The organism is Dorea sp. OM07-5 (assembly GCF_003481355.1).
Lineage (GTDB): Bacteria > Bacillota > Clostridia > Lachnospirales > Lachnospiraceae > Dorea_D > Dorea_D hominis.
The window spans coordinates 1-20,724 of the sequence record NZ_QUKZ01000016.1; the positions used below are offsets into that span (position 1 = coordinate 1).

The 20,724-nt window shown below is 43.5% G+C and carries 18 protein-coding genes; 4 read left to right on the forward strand and 14 right to left on the reverse strand.

The features are described 5' to 3' along the window. Positions 1–470 precede the first annotated feature (470 nt). Together tig and cls are read right to left on the reverse strand one after the other, a co-directional pair. Complete coding sequence (gene tig / locus DXC04_RS12760) at positions 471–1,571, reverse strand: trigger factor (protein ID WP_118661080.1); 1,101 nt, start codon at positions 1,569–1,571, stop codon at positions 471–473. Positions 1,572–1,714: 143 nt separating this feature from the next. After that, positions 1,715–3,142: a cardiolipin synthase gene (gene cls / locus DXC04_RS12765; RefSeq protein WP_442873164.1), complete on the reverse strand. Its 1,428-nt coding sequence runs from the start codon at positions 3,140–3,142 to the stop codon at positions 1,715–1,717. A 162-nt stretch (positions 3,143–3,304) separates the two neighbouring features. Between cls and DXC04_RS12770 the strand changes: the two genes are divergently transcribed. After that, positions 3,305–3,745: a hypothetical protein gene (locus DXC04_RS12770; RefSeq protein ID WP_021859686.1), complete on the forward strand. Its 441-nt coding sequence runs from the start codon at positions 3,305–3,307 to the stop codon at positions 3,743–3,745. Positions 3,746–3,794: 49 nt separating this feature from the next. On the opposite strand, the gene DXC04_RS12775 is transcribed toward DXC04_RS12770, so the two are convergent. The 12 genes from DXC04_RS12775 to DXC04_RS12830 form a co-directional block, all read right to left on the reverse strand. Continuing rightward, positions 3,795–4,232: a DUF1934 domain-containing protein gene (locus DXC04_RS12775; protein ID WP_021859685.1), complete on the reverse strand. Its 438-nt coding sequence runs from the start codon at positions 4,230–4,232 to the stop codon at positions 3,795–3,797. An 18-nt stretch (positions 4,233–4,250) separates the two neighbouring features. Further along, a complete protein-coding gene (gene pfkA, locus DXC04_RS12780; RefSeq protein ID WP_021859684.1) occupies positions 4,251–5,228 on the reverse strand; it encodes a 6-phosphofructokinase in 978 nt (325 codons plus the stop codon). 74 nt (positions 5,229–5,302) lie between these two features. Next, entirely contained in the window at positions 5,303–8,776 is a 3,474-nt protein-coding gene (locus tag DXC04_RS12785; protein WP_118661079.1) for a DNA polymerase III subunit alpha, read from the reverse strand. Positions 8,777–9,105: 329 nt separating this feature from the next. After that, positions 9,106–9,339 (reverse strand): hypothetical protein, encoded by a 234-nt coding sequence (locus DXC04_RS12790; RefSeq protein WP_021859682.1) that lies wholly within the window; start codon positions 9,337–9,339, stop codon positions 9,106–9,108. 93 nt (positions 9,340–9,432) lie between these two features. Next, positions 9,433–10,272 (reverse strand): CvfB family protein, encoded by an 840-nt coding sequence (locus DXC04_RS12795; protein ID WP_021859681.1) that lies wholly within the window; start codon positions 10,270–10,272, stop codon positions 9,433–9,435. Positions 10,273–10,284: 12 nt separating this feature from the next. Next, entirely contained in the window at positions 10,285–11,001 is a 717-nt protein-coding gene (locus DXC04_RS12800; RefSeq protein ID WP_118519952.1) for an acyl-[acyl-carrier-protein] thioesterase, read from the reverse strand. Then, on the reverse strand, positions 10,988–12,172 hold the full coding sequence (locus DXC04_RS12805; protein ID WP_118661078.1) for a cation diffusion facilitator family transporter: 1,185 nt from the start codon (positions 12,170–12,172) through the stop codon (positions 10,988–10,990). Before DXC04_RS12805 ends, DXC04_RS12800 begins: the two co-directional genes overlap by 14 nt. A gap of 13 nt (positions 12,173–12,185) precedes the next feature. Further along, on the reverse strand, positions 12,186–12,908 hold the full coding sequence (locus DXC04_RS12810) for a stage II sporulation protein R (protein ID WP_243112147.1): 723 nt from the start codon (positions 12,906–12,908) through the stop codon (positions 12,186–12,188). A gap of 76 nt (positions 12,909–12,984) precedes the next feature. Further along, positions 12,985–13,665, reverse strand: a complete 681-nt coding sequence (locus DXC04_RS12815; protein WP_021859677.1) for a GntR family transcriptional regulator — start codon at positions 13,663–13,665, stop codon at positions 12,985–12,987. Continuing rightward, positions 13,662–14,540, reverse strand: a complete 879-nt coding sequence (ispE, locus tag DXC04_RS12820) for a 4-(cytidine 5'-diphospho)-2-C-methyl-D-erythritol kinase (RefSeq protein ID WP_117537039.1) — start codon at positions 14,538–14,540, stop codon at positions 13,662–13,664. Before ispE ends, DXC04_RS12815 begins: the two co-directional genes overlap by 4 nt. Before the next feature lie 55 nt (positions 14,541–14,595). Then, the gene (locus DXC04_RS12825) at positions 14,596–16,212 is read right to left on the reverse strand and encodes a DUF3794 and LysM peptidoglycan-binding domain-containing protein (RefSeq protein WP_021859675.1); all 1,617 of its coding nucleotides are present in this window, start codon (positions 16,210–16,212) and stop codon (positions 14,596–14,598) included. A 119-nt stretch (positions 16,213–16,331) separates the two neighbouring features. Beyond that, entirely contained in the window at positions 16,332–16,739 is a 408-nt protein-coding gene (locus DXC04_RS12830; RefSeq protein WP_118661077.1) for a protease complex subunit PrcB family protein, read from the reverse strand. Between the two features lie 132 nt (positions 16,740–16,871). Here DXC04_RS12830 and malQ point away from each other — a divergent pair, with 132 nt between their 5' ends. The 3 genes from malQ to DXC04_RS12845 all read left to right on the forward strand — a co-directional run bounded on the left by malQ (position 16,872) and on the right by DXC04_RS12845 (position 20,711). Further along, positions 16,872–18,407 (forward strand): 4-alpha-glucanotransferase, encoded by a 1,536-nt coding sequence (gene malQ, locus DXC04_RS12835; RefSeq protein WP_226977195.1) that lies wholly within the window; start codon positions 16,872–16,874, stop codon positions 18,405–18,407. A gap of 28 nt (positions 18,408–18,435) precedes the next feature. After that, the gene (locus DXC04_RS12840; protein WP_118287991.1) at positions 18,436–19,170 is read left to right on the forward strand and encodes a lysophospholipid acyltransferase family protein; all 735 of its coding nucleotides are present in this window, start codon (positions 18,436–18,438) and stop codon (positions 19,168–19,170) included. An 86-nt stretch (positions 19,171–19,256) separates the two neighbouring features. Beyond that, on the forward strand, positions 19,257–20,711 hold the full coding sequence (locus DXC04_RS12845) for a nicotinate phosphoribosyltransferase (protein ID WP_118661075.1): 1,455 nt from the start codon (positions 19,257–19,259) through the stop codon (positions 20,709–20,711). Positions 20,712–20,724: the final 13 nt, after the last annotated feature.

Here is a 20,724-nt window from a genome sequence, read left to right on the forward strand (position 1 = left end):
ACGACAGTTGCAAGAGCTAAGAAGCCCGTACACAATCGTTTCCATGTCTTTTTCATAAATCTAATGCTCCTTTCATTTTAGGTAATAAAATAGCCGTCCAATAAGAACGGCTGGAAATAGAAAAGGAACGTCATTTTAGGCGTTCCATAGTCTATGAAATATTCAATTTTTTGTTGTTTCAATACGGATGTGCTGTACCATATCTTTGCATATCTAAGAAAACTTGCGTATCAAGGCTCATTCTTTAGTAGTAAATAAGTAGTAAATTGATGTGTTTGTTTTCTTGAAAATGCTGATAGATACTGTGTTTTAGCGGATAATCAGATTTTTATTGTGTTTTTATATAATAAAAAATGTAATTTTCTATCATATAAAAACAGCGTCACAGAAACGATTTAAATATCATTCCTGTGACGCTGTTTTTTATTATTGAAATTAAATCTCATATTTTGCTCTATGCAGCTGTCCGATTAGTTGCTTGAGCTGCTTGAATCACTGGAGCTCTTTGAATCGCTGGACTTCTTGGCAACCTGAACGCAGTTCTTTCCAAGCCATTCTTTTACTATATTCTTCAGTGCCGCATCTTTCAGATCCTGCTCTTCAAATGCTTTCTTGAGCGCATCTACATTAGAGCTGTATCCATAACTCTTGGCAATTGCTTTCAGCTCTTTATTGTAGTCTTTCTTGCTCATCTTGATGTTCTCTTTGTCTGCGATCGCTTCTGTTACCATGTTCTGCTTCATCGTATCTTTAACAGCAGCTTTTACCTGTTTGTTGAATTCTTCTTCTGTCATACCCATCTGCTGCTCAAGGAACTTGCTATAATCCATGTTGTAAGCTTTTGCATACTGTTTGTACTGGCTGATCCATGCGTTTTCCATCTTCTTCTGTTCTTTCTCGTCATACTTTTTCACTTTTGTATTAGACAGAACTTTCTCCCATGCGCCACTCTCAACAGATTCTGTATATGTATCCTGTGCTTCCTGCTCCAGTTTTTTCTTTACTTCTTTCTTATACTCTGCAACTGTCTTGGATTTACTTGAAACTTTCTTAACAAATGCATCGTTCAGTTCCGGTGTCTTGGACTCTGTGATTGCTTTTACCTTAATTGTAAAACTAACTTTCTTACCTGCAAGCTCTTCGGAATAGTTCTTTGGGAATTTTCCATTCCATACGAACTTGTCCCCAACTTTGTGTCCGATGATACTGTCTTCAAATCCCTCGATAAATGTGTTAGATCCGATCTTTAACTTCTGGTTATTTGCAGATCCGTTGTCGAATTTCTTGCCATTCATCTTACCAACGAAGTCGATTGTAACGGTGTCACCTTTCTTAACTGCACGATTCTTGATCGTCTTTGTCTTCGCATTAGACTCCCGGACAGAATCAATGAAACTTGTCACGTCCTTATCCGTTACATCGTCAGCTTTGTCTACCTCATCAATTTCCACACCCTTGTATTGTGAAATCTTCAAGTTGTCATTCTCGATTCCTTTACTGCTCTGACATCCTGACAACAGAAGAGATGCCGTCATAATTCCTGTTAATAATACTGCTGCTTTCTTTTTCATAGTTCACCTCGAAAATATATTTACGCATTCGCACATGCGAACCCATAGCCTTATTATGTTATACCACATTCTCCCCCTTATGCCTACCCTTTTCACATTTATTTCACAGAACACGCTATGTTGGCGGGCATTATCCTGTCGAATTAAAGCACCGGAGACAACAGCCTGCAGAACTGCTCTTTGAAGCGGATCAAAAGCGTTCTCTGCTCGTAAGATTTCTTTGTCACAAGAGAGCTTTTTGTCATATCATTTTCAAATGCGTCTTCCAACTGTTTTGTTGTCCTTGCACTATAGATTACTGCATTTACTTCAAAATTCAGTGCAAAGCTACGGATATCCATATTGGCAGTTCCCATGCAGGTGACAAGGCCGTCGATACACAGGCATTTGCTATGCAGGAATCCATTGTCATAAGTAAAACATCGCACGCCCGCCTCCACCATCTCACCGATATAAGAATAAGTCGCCCAGTATACAAATGGGTGATCCGGCTTACACGGGATCATCACGCGCACGTCAATTCCGGATTTTGCTGCGATAATAAGCGCGTCCCGGATATCATCATCTGGTATGAAATACGGCGTTTGTATAAAAATATTTTTTCTTGCCATATGGATCAGGCGCAAATAATTGTTACGGATCTCCTGACTATGCGAGTCCGGTCCGCTGGAAATGATCTGCACCGGATCACGCCCGTTCCGGATATAAGTCGGCAGTTCAAACAAATGATCCTCCAGAAAAATATTATCTCTCGCTGCATAATTCCAGTCCAGTGCAAAACGGACTGCAAGCGAAGTGACCGCCGCTCCTTCGATACAAATGTGGGTATCTCTCCAGTATCCGAATTTCTCATCTTTTCCCAGATACTCTCTTCCAATATTAAATCCGCCGACAAAGCCGATTCTTCCATCGATCACTGCAATCTTCCGGTGGTTTCGGTAATTCACACGAAGCTGCAGTTTTCCTAATACTGCCGGGAAAAATTCTGCCACCTGAATGCCGGCTTTTTCCAGACGATCCCAATCGCTGTTCTTCATTCCACGACATCCCATACTGTCAAAAAGGACTCGGATCTCCACACCCTGTCTAGCTTTTCTTAAAAGTACTTCCTCAATTTCCTGCCAGAGTTCATCATTCCTGATGATATAATACTGCAAATGAATATAATTTCTCGCATGATCCATCTCGGATAACAGTGCATCAAATTTCTCCCTTCCGTCTGTATACACACGGATATCGTTATTATCGGTAAGCACCGCCTCCCCTTCATTCAGATTATAGAGAATCAGGCTCTTAAAACGCTCCAGTTCCGGATCACGGAGTTTCAACTTCCGCCGATAGATCGATTCTTCCTGCCTTCGCACCGCATGTTTGATCTCGCCCTCAATTTCTTTCATCTTGAACATCCGGTCTTTATGGAAATTCTGCCCTAATACAAGGTAGAGAATAAATCCAAGTCCCGGCAGAAAATAAAGCAGCAGAAGCCATGCCCATACGGTCGTCGGATCCCGTCTTTGAAAGAAAATAATCAGAATTGAAAATACGAGATTGATGATAAATAAATGATCCATCAGCCATAAATATGCTTCACTGATCATATGACCTGCCGCAATAAACATTCTAAACACCTCCCCTGTTGTGTAAGTTCCCTGCTAAAATCTCAAATCTCTTGCACTTGCGTCAAAAGAATGATACAATGTACTTCGTGAAAAACAGATTTTAGGAGGTTCGCTGTGAGTAAATTAACGATTGTCTTATTAGTGATCTTAGTCGTTTTAATCATTGCATGCATTGCATTATATTTCCTCGGGAAAAGAGCTGAGAAGAAGCAGGCCGAACAGCAGGAACAGTTAGATGCTGTTAAGCAGACCGTATCCATGCTGGTTATTGATAAAGGTCGTATTCGTCTCAAAGATGCAGGTTTCCCGCCGATCGTACTGGAGAACACGCCGAAGTATCTTCGCCGTTCCAAAGTACCGGTTGTTAAAGCAAAGGTTGGACCGAAGGTAATGACTCTGATGTGCGATGCTCAGGTTTATCCTACAATCCCTGTTAAGAAAGAAGTAAAAGCCACAGTCAGTGGTATTTACATTACAGGTGTCAAAGGACTTCGTGGTCCGCTTGAAACACCGGAAAAGAAAAAGGGATTCTTCGCAAGACTGAGAAACAAGTAAAATGAAAATGATTTTATAAAAAGGACAGGCTTTTACCGACCTGTCCTTTTTATTTTGCTTTTACACACATCTTAATCTCACTGTCGGCAACTTTATCGCCATTAATATCCAGCTCATAATTTATCCGGATATTGATCCGGTCGTCGGATTCTTCTACTTTCAGATCCTTTGTATATATGCCAAGGAGAAGCTCACCATACGGCGTCTCATACGGAGTCATATGGATCTTGTCTTTTTCAAATACCATATGCGTGCCTGAAAGACCGCTCTTTAATATCTCAAGCTGATCTTCCCCGGATATCCGTATCTTGTTCTTAATACTTCCCGGCATACCTTCCACAACTTCTTCATATATAATGTAATGCTTATTATTCTTGAGATAATAAGCAGCCGGGGTGATGACTTCGATTGGCTCGTTGTCATCCTCCCGACCGGAAAATTCATCATAATGAAGACCGGAAATTGTTAATAATACATCCTTCGTCATCATTCTTATCTCATTCTCTTACAGCGCAAGCTGTTTTGCAATGTCATACTGATACTGCGGGATACTCTTATGCATTCCAAGTGCTTCATCAATATCGAAATCAATGTACTCACCATGTTTGTAACCAACGACACGGTTTGACTTTCCTTCCAGCAAAAGGTCTACTGCTTTTGAACCCATAATAGAAGCATACACTCTGTCTTTACATGTCGGGCTTCCACCACGCTGCATGTGTCCCAGAACAGTTGCTCTTGTTTCCATACCGGTTGCTTCTTCGATTCTCTTCGCCATATTGATAGAATCTCCGATACCTTCTGCATTGATGATGATATAGTTCTTCTTGCCACGTTTTCTGCTCTCCTGAATGTCTTTGATGATTGCTGCTTCATCAAAGTCATGCTCTTCCGGCATCAGGATCTTCTCAGCTCCGTTGGCAATACCGCACCAGAGTGCCAGATATCCGGCATCTCTTCCCATAACCTCGATAATAGAACATCTCTCATGGGAAGTAGAAGTATCACGTACTTTATCAATTGCTTCCATTGCAGTATTAACTGCTGTATCAAATCCGATTGTATACTCGGTACATGCGATATCCAGGTCGATTGTTCCTGGGAGTCCGATCGTATTGATTCCTAAGTTTGCAAGCTTCTGTGCTCCTGCAAAGGAACCGTCTCCACCGATTACAACCAGTCCGTCAATTCCATATTTTTTGCAGATAGCTGCTGCTTTCTGCTGTCCTTCTTCTGTACGCATCTCTTTACAGCGTGCTGTCTGGAGAATTGTTCCTCCACGCTCGATAATGTCTGATACGTCTCTGGCTGACAGGTCAATAATTTCCTCGTTCATAAGACCCTGGTAACCTTTTCTGATTCCTCTGACTTTCAGGCCTTTACCCAATGCTGTTCTTACTACTGCACGGATTGCCGCATTCATTCCCGGTGCATCTCCACCACTGGTAAGAACACCAATCGTACGTATTGTTTTGTCTGCCATGATCATCCCTCCATCATTTATCCTTACTTATTTTAATATAATTTATCCATCCGTGCACCATTTTACATGAATTATCAAATGTTTTCAATGTTTTTTTCGATTACTTTCACGCAAGAGTCGCCAAGATAGTTCATAAGCCTGCTTAATAAGCCAGTTTCAACCTGTACATTCCGGTTCCTTCCAAGCCGTTTTACAACACGTTCTTTCTTGCAGTAAATGACAACTTCGTCTCTTCCGTCAGAGTTTCCGATCAGGTCATAGAGCATCTGTTCCTGTGCAAGAAATGTATCTTTGTCTGCATATTGGAGCCACAGTTCTTTGCGTGTCTGGGAAAATGGAACTACCGATTCGCAGATCAGTTTGCTCGGTGCGTCATCTTCTTCCGATACGCGTCCGCGGATAAATACTTTATTTTCTTCCTGCAGATATTCTTTGTATTTTTCATAATCTCTCGGAAATACGACTACTTCCACTGTTCCGAGCAGATCTTCCAGTGTCAGGATCGCCATCGTTTTATTGGTCTTCGTATACTTAATGGCAAGCGTCGCGATAATTCCTCCGATGATCTCTTTTGCGCCATCATGTACTTTCGCTGCACCGGTTTCTTTATCAAGCTGGAAGTCCAACGTCGTTTTGGAAATACTCTTTCTCCATTTTTCTTCGTATTCTTCCATCGGATGTCCAGTCAGATAAACACCCAGCACTTCTTTTTCAAATGCAAGCCTTGTCTCTTTTTCATATTCTCCGACCTTCGGCAATGGAATATCAAATTCTGCTTTCTGGTCATCGTCCACCATATCAAACAGCGAAAGCTGTCCTGCCATGGAATATTTGCGTTCCTGGTTCACCTGATCCACAATCTGCACATAAATGATCATGAACTGTTTTCTCGTGCCTCCAAGCCCGTCAAATGCACCGGATTTGATAAAACTTTCGATCGTACGTTTATTCACTTCTTTTCCGGAAAGGCGCTCGATAAAATCTTTCAGTGTCTTAAATTTTCCGCGTTCATTCCGCTCTCTTACGATTGATTCAATGACCGGACGACCGATACTCTTAATCGCCGCAAGGCCATAACGGATTTTTCCATCCTGTACCGAAAAGTTACCGACACCTTCATTGATATCCGGTGGCAGGATCTCGATTCCCATTTGACGACAGCTATAAATATATTCTGCAACCTTCGGCGGATTATCGATCATAGACGTCATAAGCGCCGCCATGAACTCTACCGAATAATAATATTTTAACCAGGCTGTCTGATAAGACACAACTGCGTAAGCCGCCGCATGTGACTTGTTAAATGCATATTTGGCGAAATCAATCATCTCATCATAGATCTTATTTGCCGTCTTCTCGTCAATTCCATTTGCGATACAGCCCGGCACACCGCCTTCTTCGTCTCCGTAGACAAATGCCTGCCGTTCTTTCTGCATCACGTCCCCTTTTTTCTTGGACATGGCACGGCGCAGAAGATCGCTTCGTCCCAGTGTAAATCCGGCAAGATCACGTACGATCTGCATAACCTGTTCCTGATATACGATACAGCCGTAAGTCGGCGCAAGGATCGGCTCCAGCTGCGGGCAGTCGTAAGTGATCGACTCCGGATGGTTCTTTCCCTTAATATACTGTGGAATGAAGTCCATCGGTCCCGGACGGTACAGCGAGATACCGGCGATAATGTCTTCCAGATTCTGTGGTTTCAGTTCCTTCATGAACCCTTTCATACCGCCACTTTCCAACTGGAATATACCATCTGTCTCGCCGCTTCCGATGTAATCCAGTACTTTTTTATCGTTATAATCAATCGCATTGATGTCAATCTCTTTGCCGGAACTCTTTTCTGCCAGGCGCACTGCATCCTGAATAACAGTCAGCGTCCGGAGACCGAGGAAATCCATTTTCAGAAGTCCCAGCTCTTCCAGCGTTGTCATTGTAAACTGTGTGACAACCGAACCATCCGAACCTACCGAAAGCGGCACGTATTCTTCTACTGCTTTCTGACTGATCACGACACCGGCTGCATGCATGGACGTATGTCTCGGAAGTCCTTCCAGACGCATGGACATATCGATCAGCTCTTTTACCTGCGGATCGTTATCGTAAGCTTTTTTGAAATCCGGACTGGACTGTAATGCTTTCCCCAGTGTAATATTCAGTTCTTTCGGGATCATTTTGGCGATTCCATCTACAAATGCATAAGGAAGGTCCATAACACGCCCTACATCACGGATAACGCCGCGCGCCGCCATTGTACCGAACGTTACGATCTGCACCACCCGGTCAGTTCCATATTTCCGCACAACATAATCAATGACTTCCTGTCTTCGTTCAAAGCAAAAGTCCACGTCAATATCCGGCATAGATACACGTTCCGGATTCAGGAAACGCTCAAACAGGAGCTGATACCGGAGCGGATCAATACTTGTAATACCTAGACAGTAGGATACAATACTTCCGGCTGCCGAACCTCGTCCCGGTCCAACACTGATGCCATGGTCTCTTGCATATTTGATAAAATCCCATACAATCAAGAAATAATCTACATAACCCATACGTTTAATAACGCCAAGCTCGTATTCCAGACGTTCACGGATCTTCGGATCATCTCCCGGATACCGTCTTTCCAGTCCTTCATAACATAATTTATTCAGATACTCCCAGGAAGTAAAACCATCCGGCACATCATATTTCGGCAGCTTCTTCTCACCAAATACAATCTCCACATTGCAGCGGTCCGCAATCTTCTGTGTATTATCGATTGCTTCCTGTGCATATGGAAATAATTTTCGCATCTCTTCTTCGGACTTGATGTAATACTGCCCGCCTTCATAACGCATACGGTCTTCATCTGCCAACTTCTTGCCAGTCTGGATACAGAGCAGGATGTCATGTGGCTTCACATCGTCTGCGTAAGTATAGTGGATATCATTCGTTGCCACCAGTTCAATTCCTGTCTCCTGCGACATACGAAGCAGCGACTGGTTTACCAGTTTCTGCTCCTCCATTCCGTGATCCTGCAGTTCCAGAAAGAAATTTCCTTCTCCGAAAATATCTTTGTACCGGCACGCTACAGCCTTTGCCTCACCATACATTCCCCGGAGAATATTCTTCTGCACTTCTCCTGCAAGGCAAGCACTCAAAGCAATGATTCCCTCATGGTATTGCTCCAATAGTTCCATATCGACACGCGGTTTATAATAGTAGCCTTCTGTAAATCCTCTGGATACGATCTTCATTAAGTTGTAATAACCGGTCTCATTTTCTGCCAGAAGTACGAGATGATAATATCTGTCATCATTATTGCCAACTGCCTCTTTATCAAAACGGGAGCCGGGCGCAACATACACTTCACATCCAAGGATTGGCTTGATCCCTGCTGCCTTTGCCGCACGATAAAAATCGATCACGCCGAACATAACTCCATGATCCGTGATCGCCACACTGTTCATTCCCAGTTCCTTCACTCTGGAAACACATTCTTTGATTTTATTGGAACCATCCAGCAGACTGAACTCCGTATGGACATGCAGATGCGCAAAACTCATAATCTATTCCGACTCCTTTTTATTTTATAATTTATGTATTCTTATATTTCTTCATTTTGTTAAGATACCATACGAATTGTTCCATAAAACCACTCATGTGCCTGCACATAGTGGTTTCAGGCTTTTGCCCCTGGTATCTCGAATATTATACCACATTTCCACCCATGATAGCGTTTTTTGTTATCCCGAACTAAATTTTTCATAATCATAATCTGCATAACATTAGTGCACGTTGTAACGTCAGCTTTCTCTGAAGCCTATACACGCAAGAAGGCAGATAGCATATCCTGCCATCTGCCTTCTCATATCTCTTTGCGACCTGATTCTAATTAGTTGTTCATCATGAATTTGATCAGTCTGTCTGTATCTTCCGGCTCATAAGCGATGATCTCAAGCTCCGGGATCTCTCCGCCGGAGAAGATGTTTGCCATAGAAACATACTGAGATAATTTAGATTTCAGGTTCAGTCTGTCTCCTTCTCCTGTTACTAATTCAACTCTTCCTGAACAATCGTCAACTGTCTTAAAAAATGCGTCGATGTCTTTGATATTCTGTACTTTCATTCTATTGCTCTCCTTCCATTATTCACGCTTGATAAGCTCTTTTCTTTTTCTCACGCTACTAATTATACCTTATTTTTTTAGGATTTCAAGAACCTATTTTTTCGAAAGTTCAATTCCATTCTCCTTAATTTGTATCTTATGCTCTTTAAATAATCTGCCAACTGCTCTTTTGAATGCATTTTTACTAATTCCAAAAGTTTCCTTGATTTTTTCAGGATCAGATTTGTCAGTAAATGGAATACTTCCACCATTTTTTTCTACATAGTCCAGAATCATGACTGCATCATCATCCATCTGCTCAAACGCTTTCTTTCTGACACTTAGATCTAGTTTTCCGTCTTCGTGCACTTTTGTTACGCGACACTCGACTTCCATGCCGACTTTCAGATTGCCGTACGCTTCTCTCTTCGGGATCAGCGCAGAATATTTATCATCTACTGCGACAAACGCGCCAAAGTTATCACTGATCTCGTAAATGCGTCCTTTCACTTCTGCGTCTTTCTCGTATGGCGCATCTGTGCGGAGCTTATCATACACTTTCATCGTTGCGCACAGTCTTCCGCTCTTGTCCACATACAGAGCGACTAATACTTTGTCTTTCTTGGAGACTTTTGCTGTCTGCTCGCGGAACGGAAGCAGGAGGTCTTTTTCCAGACCCCAGTCCAGAAATGCACCGATTCTCGCTGTGTCAGCGACTTCCAGTACCTTCACTTCTCCCATCATCAGCTTTGGTATGCGGGTGGTTGCAATGATACGGTCGGATGAATCTTTGTATAAGAATACTTCGATCGGATCTCCGACTTCAATACCGGCAGGCACTTCTTTCTTCGGAAGCAGAACCTTCTCATCTTTTGTTCCGAGATATACACCGAAATCTACGATTTTTACTACCATTAAACTTCTTCTTTTTCCTAATTCATTCTGTAAATTCATCTTTTTCTCCTATTAGCTGAATTCAACGGTCGCAAAGATCCGATCCGACTCATCACAAAGCTCCACTACCGTTCTTGTTTCCTCTGCTGCCACTTTCGGCACAATGATATCTCCATACACTGCCGAATTTTTATATTCTACACGAACCTGCCTGATATCCCCGGTATGTTCGATATATTCCATTGCCATCTGTACATACTGACAGTTATTCACATGTTCGTTCGTATCGATATGATATTTTCGCACTGCAAACGGCTCTTTTTTCACCGCACTCTCTGGAAGTTTTATCTTCCTTGGCTGATAATCCATCTCCAGTGGCTCTCCGCTTCCGTACGGCTCTACTTCTTCTGCGGACGGCCGCACCGGGCGTCCTTTTTTCATATCCATATATGCCCAGACAGAATTGGCATATGCAAGTTTCTTTCCTTCTGCATCTGTCATGCAGAAATTACGCTTTCCCAACATGCTTTTAAATTCTGTCGCCCATGTCGCTATATTAATCTCCTGCGCAAGCCGCGGATATTCTTCGATCACGACCTGCCAGTAAGTTAGTACCCAGGCTCTGTTATGTTCCGCAAAATAGTCCACGCCAAGTCCGATACTTTCCGACTGGAATGTACTGCAGTCCTGGAAATAGTTGATAATCCCCGGTAAGGTAATACGGCCGGTATGATCGACTTCGCTGAACCGCACCTTGCTGTCAAATGTATAATGATTATTCTGCTGCACTTGCCACATAGCTCCTTTCCATTGTGATCACTGCATGATACCGGTCATTTTTTTCCCGGAGTCTGCGAGCAAACTCTTCTCTTAAGTCATTTTGTTTCTCTTTATCATATTCGTAAGGAATCACCATATCAAAGATCAGGTTCTTATGATCCCTACCTCCTACTACCCTGAAATCATGGATGCTGACACGCTTGTCCATCTCTTTTATAATCTCTTCGGCATCTTTTTTGATCGCCAGCACTTTTTTATCTTCTGTTTCAACCGGATCCATATGGATCACAAGGAAAAGTCCCATCTTCTCCATGGCTTCTCGCTCAATCCGGTCAATGACGGTATGAGATTCTTCAATATCCACATTATTCGGCACTTCCGCATGGATTGATGCCATACTCTTTGCCGGTCCGTAATTATGTACGATCAAATCGTGGCTGCCAACTACACCGTCATATTTTTCCACAAAATTCGTGATCTGTAAATAGACTTTCGGATCTACTGCCTGACCGATCAATGGCTCCAGCGTATCTTTTGCGATACCGACACCTGCCCACATAACGACAAGGGATACACCCAGACCTATAAATCCGTCGATATTATACCCGGTCAGCTTTAAAAATACAACTGAAAATATCGTTGCCGATGTCGTAATGACATCGCCGATCGCATCTGCCGACACCGCCATCATCACTTTGGAATCTATCCTTTTTCCCAATTTCTTATTAAAATAGCTCATCCACAACTTGACCGCAACGGACAGGATCAATACGACGACCGAAAATAACTGGAATCGCATTTCCTGTGGATGTCTTATTTTAGAAATGGCATCTTTAAAAAATGTAAATCCGACTTCCAGCACAAGAAATGCGACGACCAGCGCCGCAATATATTCCACTCTTCCATGTCCGAACGGATGCTCTTCATCTGCCGGTCTCTCTGCAATCTTCACTCCAACCAGACTGATGATGGATGAACCTGCATCCGACAGGTTATTAAATGCATCTGCCATAATGGAAATACTGTGCAGGAAAAATCCAATACACCATTTCAGTCCGAATAAAAAAAGATTGCAAAAGATGCCCGTGACACTCGCCAGCACTCCATATGCTGTCCGCACAGACACCTTTTCCACATCTTCATAATTTTCTACAAAATGTCTAATCAGAAACTCTGTCATGACATTTCCTCCTCTATCTGTCTGCCAGCCACCGGTTCAGCTTCTCACCGAAAAAATAGCTTTTTAACCGGAACTTTTCCGGCTTCGTCACCAGTTCATACGCATCTGCATCCAGCATTTCTCTTAAGTTCTCTCTGCCTTTTTCATCCGGTGTTACACAGACCGCCTCTGTAAAACACATGCTCGGATACAACACACACCACCAGTTATGCCCTGTGGCTTTCCCAAGTCTTATCTCTAATGCCCGGTACCATCCCTTCGGGAAGCAGATATTTCCATAGTATTTCTCCGGGAAATAGACATCTGTCAGCACTGCCTTCGCACGGTAATTTACACCCGCTTTTTTAAGCACCCGGTTTACTTCCTGCTCAAATTCCGGCAAATACTCCCTCACAAGTCGCTCTGCCTCTGCTCTTGATACTTCCTGTTCCATGCTGTCAGCATCTGCAGATGTATCTTTATTTCCATCGCTTTTCAGTAACCGGCTTCTGTATACAAGCACGGCATCCCGGACCTGCCTTTTCACTTTCTGGTCTTCGTTGCTGTCGCTGTTCGCCAGAACATGAAATCTCAATACTTCTTTTGCAAGTTTTTCCTGCGTCTTATCAATTGCTCTCTGCGCCCTGATTTCTTCACAGTCACACAACACATAAAATAAAAGACATGCGGCGCAGACGCTCAGTATAACACAGACTGCCTTCTGAATTCTATAAGTTTTTATATTTATATATCTCACCTGTTCTATGTACTCCTTTCTTTTATTGGGAGTCTTCACATTTCACAGGAATTTATACAAATATTTTCAAATCCTTTTAAACTTTTTTTGTGTGAATAACATTGATCACGGTTGCAACCTGATTGTCGATATGTTCGCACATGATGCGGGTTGCTTCTTCTTTATTTCTCTTTGAAATATTATCGATCAGTTCTTCATGCTCTGCGATAAGCTGCGGATATGCTTCTTCTTTTTTCAGATATTCCACCCGGTAACGATACATCTGCTCACGCAGATTGTTAAGCAGCAGAATCAGCTTCTGATTATCTGTTGCCGTATAAATAACATCGTGAAATGCCACATCCGCTTCCGCGATCTTTGTTACATCCTGATCATCCAGTGTATCTTTAAATCGCTCTGCTACCCGTTTCAGTTCCTCGATCTCTTCCTCTGTGATCTTCTCACACGCAAGCTGTACGGATAATTCTTCCAGCGCTTTTCTTACTTCCAGTACATCGCGCAGACTCTTCTCTGTAATGTCTGCAACTTCGGCACCTTTTCGCGGCACCATATTTACCAGACCTTCCAGCTCCAGCTTTCTAAGCGCCTCACGGATCGGTGTACGGCTGACGCCAAGCTTATTTGCGAGCTGGATCTCCATCAGACGCTCGCCCGGTTTCAGCTCTCCGCGCAGAATTGCCTGTCTTAATGTATTAAATACAACATCACGCAGAGGCAGATATTCATTCATTGTCACATTAAATTTCGGTTCTTTCATCTTTTTCTCCTTGCATTGTGTATATTCGTCACATAAACCTGTTTTGTCAGTCTCGCATCCCGGATCGCATCGGCAGCTTTTCTTGCCGTTGCTTTCTCTTCAAAGATTCCAAATACAGTTGGTCCGCTTCCGCTCATCATAGCGTTCAGCGCGCCCTCTTTTATCATCATTTTCTTAATCTGGTCGATCACCGGATAAGCATCCACAGTTACACGCTCCAGTACATTGCCCATGCTGCCTGCAACTTTCTTCAGATCTCCGGCTTTTAATCCTGCTAAAATACCGTCGATATCCGGATGATCTTCGATTTCGTGAGAATCCAGTTTCTCATAGACCATCTTCGTCGATACACTTATTGCCGGTTTTGCAATAAGAACATAGCATTTCGGCATCGGGGATAATGGCGTCAGAATCTCTCCGATTCCTTCTGCCAGCACGGTTCCGCGCATAATACAGTACGGAACATCTGCACCGAGCTTAACACCTCGTTCCATCAGTTCTTTCTGACTCAGGCCAAGTGAAAACATCCGGTTCATTCCAAAAAGAACTGCTGCCGCATTTGAGCTTCCGCCTGCCATGCCTGCTGCCACCGGAATGTGTTTATCCAATTGTATGGAAACACCTTCTTCTATATGAAATTCGTCCATCAGCATCTGTGCAGCCTGATAAGCCAGATTATTCTCATTTACCGGAAGATAATAGAGATTCGTCTCAAGTCTGATCCCCGGTGTCTTACTCTTCTTCATAATAATACGGTCATAGAGATAAACGGTCTGCATAACCATACGCACGTCATGGTAGCCATTCTCCCGTCTTCCCAGCACATCCAGACCAAGATTAATTTTTCCAAGTGCTTTCAGTTCTAATCTGTCCATCTTTTGTTCTCCTTGTACTTTTTACCCTATACCTTGTATCTTGTATACAATTTACCTACAGTATACTTAAACTTTCCTTAAAAATCAATATTTTATCCCCAGATTTCAGTCCATTCTTTTCACAGTCATTCATCTCGAGAATCCTCTCTCCGGTTGTGCCGTAACGCTTTGCGAGATCCCAGAGTGTATCTCCTTCTTTTACGATGTAGCCTACGATTCCCGGCTGTTTTTCCAGTTTTTCTGCATCAAACGGGAGGCAGATCATTTCCTGCGGGCAGCGTATTTTCACTTCTTCTTTCAGGAATCCATGAAATGCAAGTACTGCTTTTACTTCTACTTCTGCATTTCCAAGCAGTCCGACATTTAACTGTTCGATGCACCACGTCAGATCCACCTGCATCCGATCATTCGTCTCATTACTTTCCAGAAATGCAGTAAACGGAACCATTCCCTGCCATACATCAAACGGGATTTCATCGTCTGATTTGATATAAAGAAACTGGATATGCAATACACCTTCCACTTCGATTCCTTTCTCTGTAATCTGTGTACTCTCCACTTCCACTCTTCCTGTGCTGTGGCAAATCTGTAAAATATCTTCTTTAATCTCCGGAAGTGTCAGCTTCTCTGTCACTTTACATTTGGTATGATTCTGCATCAGTAATTTTTCGCACGGACAGTCCTTATATTTGATCTCACACTCACCATCCAGCGCATAGGCATCCTCCAGCACATCCATTTCTACTTCTTCATAAACGATCAGCCGCATATCCAGCGTTGCTTCCACGCCAAGAATTCTTACTTCTCCTTCCTCGTCCATGCGCGATTCCACTGCCACATCTGTAAATACCGGATACAATTGGTGATACATGGAATCTTTTGCTCCATAACACGGAATCTTTCCTTCATATGCCACCGTCTGCTCTATCCAGTCCAGCCTTCCATCCGGCGATTCATAAAAACAGAACACAAGCATTTCACCCTGCAACAGAAGTACTTCCTCCCCAATCCTTGTGTCCAGTTTTCCCGGAGTGACTTCGGTCCACAGTAATGTGCCGATATTTTCTTTTGTCCCGCCAATCTGTACTTCTTCTTTGATCCGGTATGTATCACGCTTCATCGTATGCATTTTCAGAAGTGTCTCCTGTCTCTTCTTTCTGCACAGTCCATCTGCGTATTCGCTGCCTTCTTCCCCCCGTCTTCCTTCTCTGTAAATATCGCTTGTCAGATGTTCTTCTTTCTGCTGTTCCGAACAAACCTGTAATTCTACGAGTGCTTTGATTCCGAGCTTTCTTGAATGGATCACCGTTACGGTAAGTTCCGTCTGTGAACTCTTGATAAACAAACTGCCCTCCGGCACTTTCTCTGCATAAACCAGCTCCTCAAATGGAAATCTTCCTTCCAGAGATGACAGCCGTTTCTCAGAGTCATCCGTCACATAAAGCATGCGAAACTGTATCTTTCCGCTGATCCGTATGTAATTGTCCACAATTTTCTGCTCTTCGATGCGCAATGTACCTTCATTCAGGATCACACGCTGCACATCACTTTTGGCATCCGGCACGTTATAGTCCTGATCCACATAAAACTGATCTACAATCGTTTTTCCCTGGCTGTATCCCCTAAATTCCTGCGTCTCGCATGTCAGAGTTTCATAATCTTTTTGCTCCATTTTGACAACCTCACTTTCCTGTTATTTGCTGTTGCACCATAAAAATATCCATCATATATTTATGATACCCACGGATTGTTCCGTGCTGCGCATATGGCTGCAGACCTGCCCCCCTGGTATCATTCAAATACCACCATCTTCCCGCCTGCTTTCATTTTCACCACGCAGTACGGATAGGTCTCCTTCTTTTTTCTTACGGTTCCTCTTTTCGGACCGACAAGCTCTGTCTGAAAGAAAATTGTATTGGAAGTTTCTTCTATCTTTACAACCTTCACCCGGTAACCGTCCTGCCTTTTTCTTCCATACCCGCAGAACAGATACAGACTGCCCTGATCTTCGTATGTCAGGGTAAATGGTTCCTGTTTCTTTTCTTCAATCCATTTCTTACATTCTTCCGGTATTTCCTCTCTCCGGACATTTTCATATACGGCTTTTCTTTTCTGCGTGTCATCCACTTTCCGGATTGAACAGCCACACAATATCCACAAACAGAGAACAAGTCCTGCACACAACAACCACTTCCGCATACACTCACCCTGCAATTTCTCTTTAATATCATACACAGTGAACCTATGAAAAATACCAATTTTAGTGTATACTTATAAAAGTGTTGCCACAAAAATGTGCTTTTGTACATTCACACAAACAGCTGAATTTTATTGAAACAGACTAAGGAGTACTTAATTATGAAACAATACAGACGACAGGCGGGTGTTCTTCTGCATCCGACATCACTTCCTTCTCCATATGGGATCGGAGATCTTGGACATACGGCATACCGTTTTGTTGATTTTCTGGAAGCCGCCGGACAGAAACTCTGGCAGATCCTTCCACTGACACATACAGGTTTCGGAGATTCTCCGTATCAGAGTTTCTCTGCCTTCGCCGGGCAGCCGCTTCTTATAAGCCCAGATCATTTGAAAGAGCTGGGACTTTTATTCGACCATGAACTGAAAGATGCACCTGCCGGAGACAGCGCACAGGTAGACTACGGAACGGTCATTCCGTGGAAACACAGCATTTTCCGCCTTGCATACAACCGTTTTTACGAAAGAGACGAGGGCGATCCGCTAAAGCAGGATTTCGCACGCTTCTGTCAGGAGGAAGCTTTCTGGCTGGAGGATTATGCGCTTTTCCTCGCCTGCAAAGACGCCAATGACGGAAGGAGCTGGCTGGACTGGCCGGATATGTACCGCAGCCCATCCCCGGAATACAAAGAGGAATTAAAACAGCTTTTGCAGAAAGAAGCCGGATATTACAAATTTCTGCAGTTTATCTTCTTCACAGAATGGGGCAGACTGAAAGCATATGCAAATGAGAAAGGCATCCAGATCATCGGCGATATCCCGATCTTCGTATCCATGGACAGTGCAGATGTCTGGGCAAATAAAGAACTATTCTACCTGGACGAGAAAGGGTATCCGCTCTCTGTTGCGGGAGTTCCGCCGGATTATTTTTCTGCAGCCGGGCAGCTCTGGGGCAATCCGCTCTATGCATGGGATGCACATAAGAACAGCGATTTCTCCTGGTGGATCTCGCGTATCCGCACACAGCTTAAGAATCTGGACATCCTGCGTATCGACCATTTCCGTGGCTTTGACGCATGCTGGTCTGTCCCTTACGGCGAACCGACTGCCGTCAACGGACACTGGGCGAAGGTGCCGGGCTGGGATCTCTTTGGTGCGATCTCCCAGGCACTCGGCGACGATCTGCCGATCATTGCAGAAGATCTCGGTATCATTACGGATGAGGTAAATGCGCTTCGTGAACATTTCGGATTCCCGGGCATGAAGGTTCTGCAGTTTGCTTTTGATTCTACCGATGAAAATGCATACCTGCCGCACCGTTTTGAATCTCCGGTCTGCGTCTGCTACACCGGAACACACGACAATGCTACAACACTTTCCTGGTACGAGACATTACCGGAACATTGCCGCAAAAAAGTCTGTGCTTACACCGGAACAACCGATGAGAAGAATATCGGTTATGGTCTGATAAAGGCAGCGCTTTCCAGCATTGCCACTTATGCGATCTATCCGCTGCAGGATCTTTTATTCTGCGGAGATGAAGGACGCATGAATACGCCGGGAAAAGCCGCCGGCAACTGGAGCTGGCGTTTCCGTGCACAAGATCTGAAACCGGAATACGCAGATACCCTTCGTGAACTTACCTTATTATATGGACGCTTTGATTAAGCGCCCCAGGCAAAGAAAGGATATACAAATGTTTAGATTTATTTTGGTAGTCATTACTTTATTTTTATATCTGATCCTCGGAATCCCGGTACTGGGTATCGAATGGATCATCAGCAAATTTAATCAGGAAGCTGCCGATTATCAATGTCTGCGCATGGTGCAGGCTGCATTCCGATTTATGCTTAAGATTGCAGGAACTGAGATCACTGTAATCGGCGAAGAAAGGATCCCGGATGAGCCGGTACTTTTCATTGGCAATCACAGAAGTTATTTTGACATTCTTCTGACTTACTCCCGATGCAAACGCCGCACCGGATACATTGCCAAAAAGGAAATGATGAGCTATCCTCTGCTCCGCACATGGATGAAGCGCCTTTATTGCCTCTTCCTTGACCGTGACAACCCGAAAGAGGGACTAAAGACCATCCTCAAAGCAATTGAATACGTAAAAAGCGGAATCTCCATCTGCATTTTCCCGGAAGGTACGAGAAATACCGGCGAAGAGTTAAGTGTTCTTCCATTCCACAGCGGTTCTTTTAAAATTGCTGAGAAAAGTGGTTGTCCAATCGTACCGATCAGCATGAATAACACAATCTCGATCTTCGAGAAACAGTTCCCGCGCATTAAGAAGACCCACGTCATCATCGAATATGGCAAGCCGATCTATGCAAAAGATCTGGACCGTGAACAGAAAAAACAGCTCTCACAGAACTGTCAGAAGATTATTGAAGATACCATTAAGAAGAACCAGGCATTACTCTAATGCCTGGCTTTTCTTTTTTCTTTTACTTTTTTCTCTGTAAGTGCTATAATGGAACGGAATTTATAAAAAAGGAGACAAATGGGACCATGAACAGACAAGATCTTACGTTATTGACGGACTTTTATGAGCTGACAATGATGCAGGGATACTATGAGGAGAAACAGAACGAAACCGTTATTTTCGACGTTTTCTTCCGCCAGAATCCTTGCAGCAACGGATATTCTGTATGTGCCGGATTAGAGCAGGTGATCGATTATGTGAAGAACCTGAATTTTACTTACGAGGATGTGGACTACTTAAGAAGTCTGCACATTTTCAGTGAGGATTTTCTGCACTACTTAAGCGGTTTTCATTTCAGTGGTGATATCTATGCAATTCCGGAAGGAACCGTTGTATTTCCAAAAGAGCCACTGTTAAAAGTGATCGCTCCGATCATGGAGGCACAGCTTGTAGAGACTGCGATCCTGAACATCATCAATCATCAGTCACTGATCGCTACGAAGACTTCCCGAATTGTCTTTGCGGCAGACGGCGACGGTATTATGGAATTTGGTCTGAGACGTGCACAAGGACCGGATGCCGGACTTTATGGTGCGAGAGCTGCTATGATCGGCGGCTGCGTCGGCACATCCAATGTTCTTGCAGGACAGCTTTTTGATGTTCCGGTCATGGGTACACATGCACATAGCTGGATCATGAGCTTCAAGGATGAATATACTGCATTTAAGAACTATGCGAAAATGTATCCGGATAACTGCACATTACTTGTCGATACGTATGATACTCTCAAATCCGGTGTACCGAATGCGATTCGTGTATTCCGGGAATTTAAAGAGTCTGGTCATCCCCTCAAAAAATACGGAATCCGTCTTGACAGTGGCGACCTTGCATACCTTTCTAAAGAAGCACGCAAGATGTTGGATGCTGCCGGATTCGAAGATGCAACCATCTGCGCATCCAATGATTTGGATGAGTTCCTTCTCCACGATCTGAAGATGCAAAAAGCAGCCATCGATTCCTGGGGTGTCGGTACAAATCTGATCACTTCCAAGGACTGCCCGTCTTTCGGCGGTGTATATAAGCTGGCTGCCATAAAGAATCAGGACGGAGAATTTATTCCGAAGATTAAGATTTCTGAAAATACAGAAAAAATCACAAATCCTGGTAACAAAACCATTTATCGTATCTATGATAAAGAAACAGGAAAACTCAAAGCTGATCTGATCTGTTTTGCCGGCGAAGAATATGACACCAATGAAGATCTGTTATTATTTGATCCAATCGAGACATGGAAGAAGACCAGGCTTCCGGGTGGCACATACACAATGCGTGAGATTCTCGTTCCGGTCTTCATAAATGGTGAATGTGTCTACAACTCTCCTTCTGTTATGGAGATTGCAGCTTACTGCAAGCAAGAGAAGGATACACTCTGGGATGAGACCAAACGTCTCTTCTACCCACATCGTATCCATGTGGATTTATCACAGAAATTATACGATGTGAAAAAATCGCTGCTTGATCAGATGAGCATATCTGACTAAGTAAGGAGAATTT

Bases quoted from the DNA above. Each gene is read 5' to 3' on its own strand.
- tig (WP_118661080.1), bottom strand. From the start codon at position 1,571: ATGAAAAAGAAAGCAGCAGTATTATTAACAGGAATTATGACGGCATCT.
- cls (WP_442873164.1), bottom strand. From the start codon at position 3,142: ATGGATCATTTATTTATCATCAATCTCGTATTTTCAATTCTGATTATT.
- DXC04_RS12775 (WP_021859685.1), bottom strand. From the start codon at position 4,232: ATGACGAAGGATGTATTATTAACAATTTCCGGTCTTCATTATGATGAA.
- pfkA (WP_021859684.1), bottom strand. From the start codon at position 5,228: ATGGCAGACAAAACAATACGTACGATTGGTGTTCTTACCAGTGGTGGA.
- DXC04_RS12785 (WP_118661079.1), bottom strand. From the start codon at position 8,776: ATGAGTTTTGCGCATCTGCATGTCCATACGGAGTTCAGTCTGCTGGAT.
- DXC04_RS12790 (WP_021859682.1), bottom strand. From the start codon at position 9,339: ATGAAAGTACAGAATATCAAAGACATCGACGCATTTTTTAAGACAGTT.
- DXC04_RS12795 (WP_021859681.1), bottom strand. From the start codon at position 10,272: ATGAATTTACAGAATGAATTAGGAAAAAGAAGAAGTTTAATGGTAGTA.
- DXC04_RS12805 (WP_118661078.1), bottom strand. From the start codon at position 12,172: ATGACAGAGTTTCTGATTAGACATTTTGTAGAAAATTATGAAGATGTG.
- DXC04_RS12815 (WP_021859677.1), bottom strand. From the start codon at position 13,665: ATGAAAGAACCGAAATTTAATGTGACAATGAATGAATATCTGCCTCTG.
- ispE (WP_117537039.1), bottom strand. From the start codon at position 14,540: ATGGACAGATTAGAACTGAAAGCACTTGGAAAAATTAATCTTGGTCTG.
- DXC04_RS12825 (WP_021859675.1), bottom strand. From the start codon at position 16,212: ATGGAGCAAAAAGATTATGAAACTCTGACATGCGAGACGCAGGAATTT.
- DXC04_RS12830 (WP_118661077.1), bottom strand. From the start codon at position 16,739: ATGCGGAAGTGGTTGTTGTGTGCAGGACTTGTTCTCTGTTTGTGGATA.
- DXC04_RS12840 (WP_118287991.1), top strand. From the start codon at position 18,436: ATGTTTAGATTTATTTTGGTAGTCATTACTTTATTTTTATATCTGATC.
- DXC04_RS12845 (WP_118661075.1), top strand. From the start codon at position 19,257: ATGAACAGACAAGATCTTACGTTATTGACGGACTTTTATGAGCTGACA.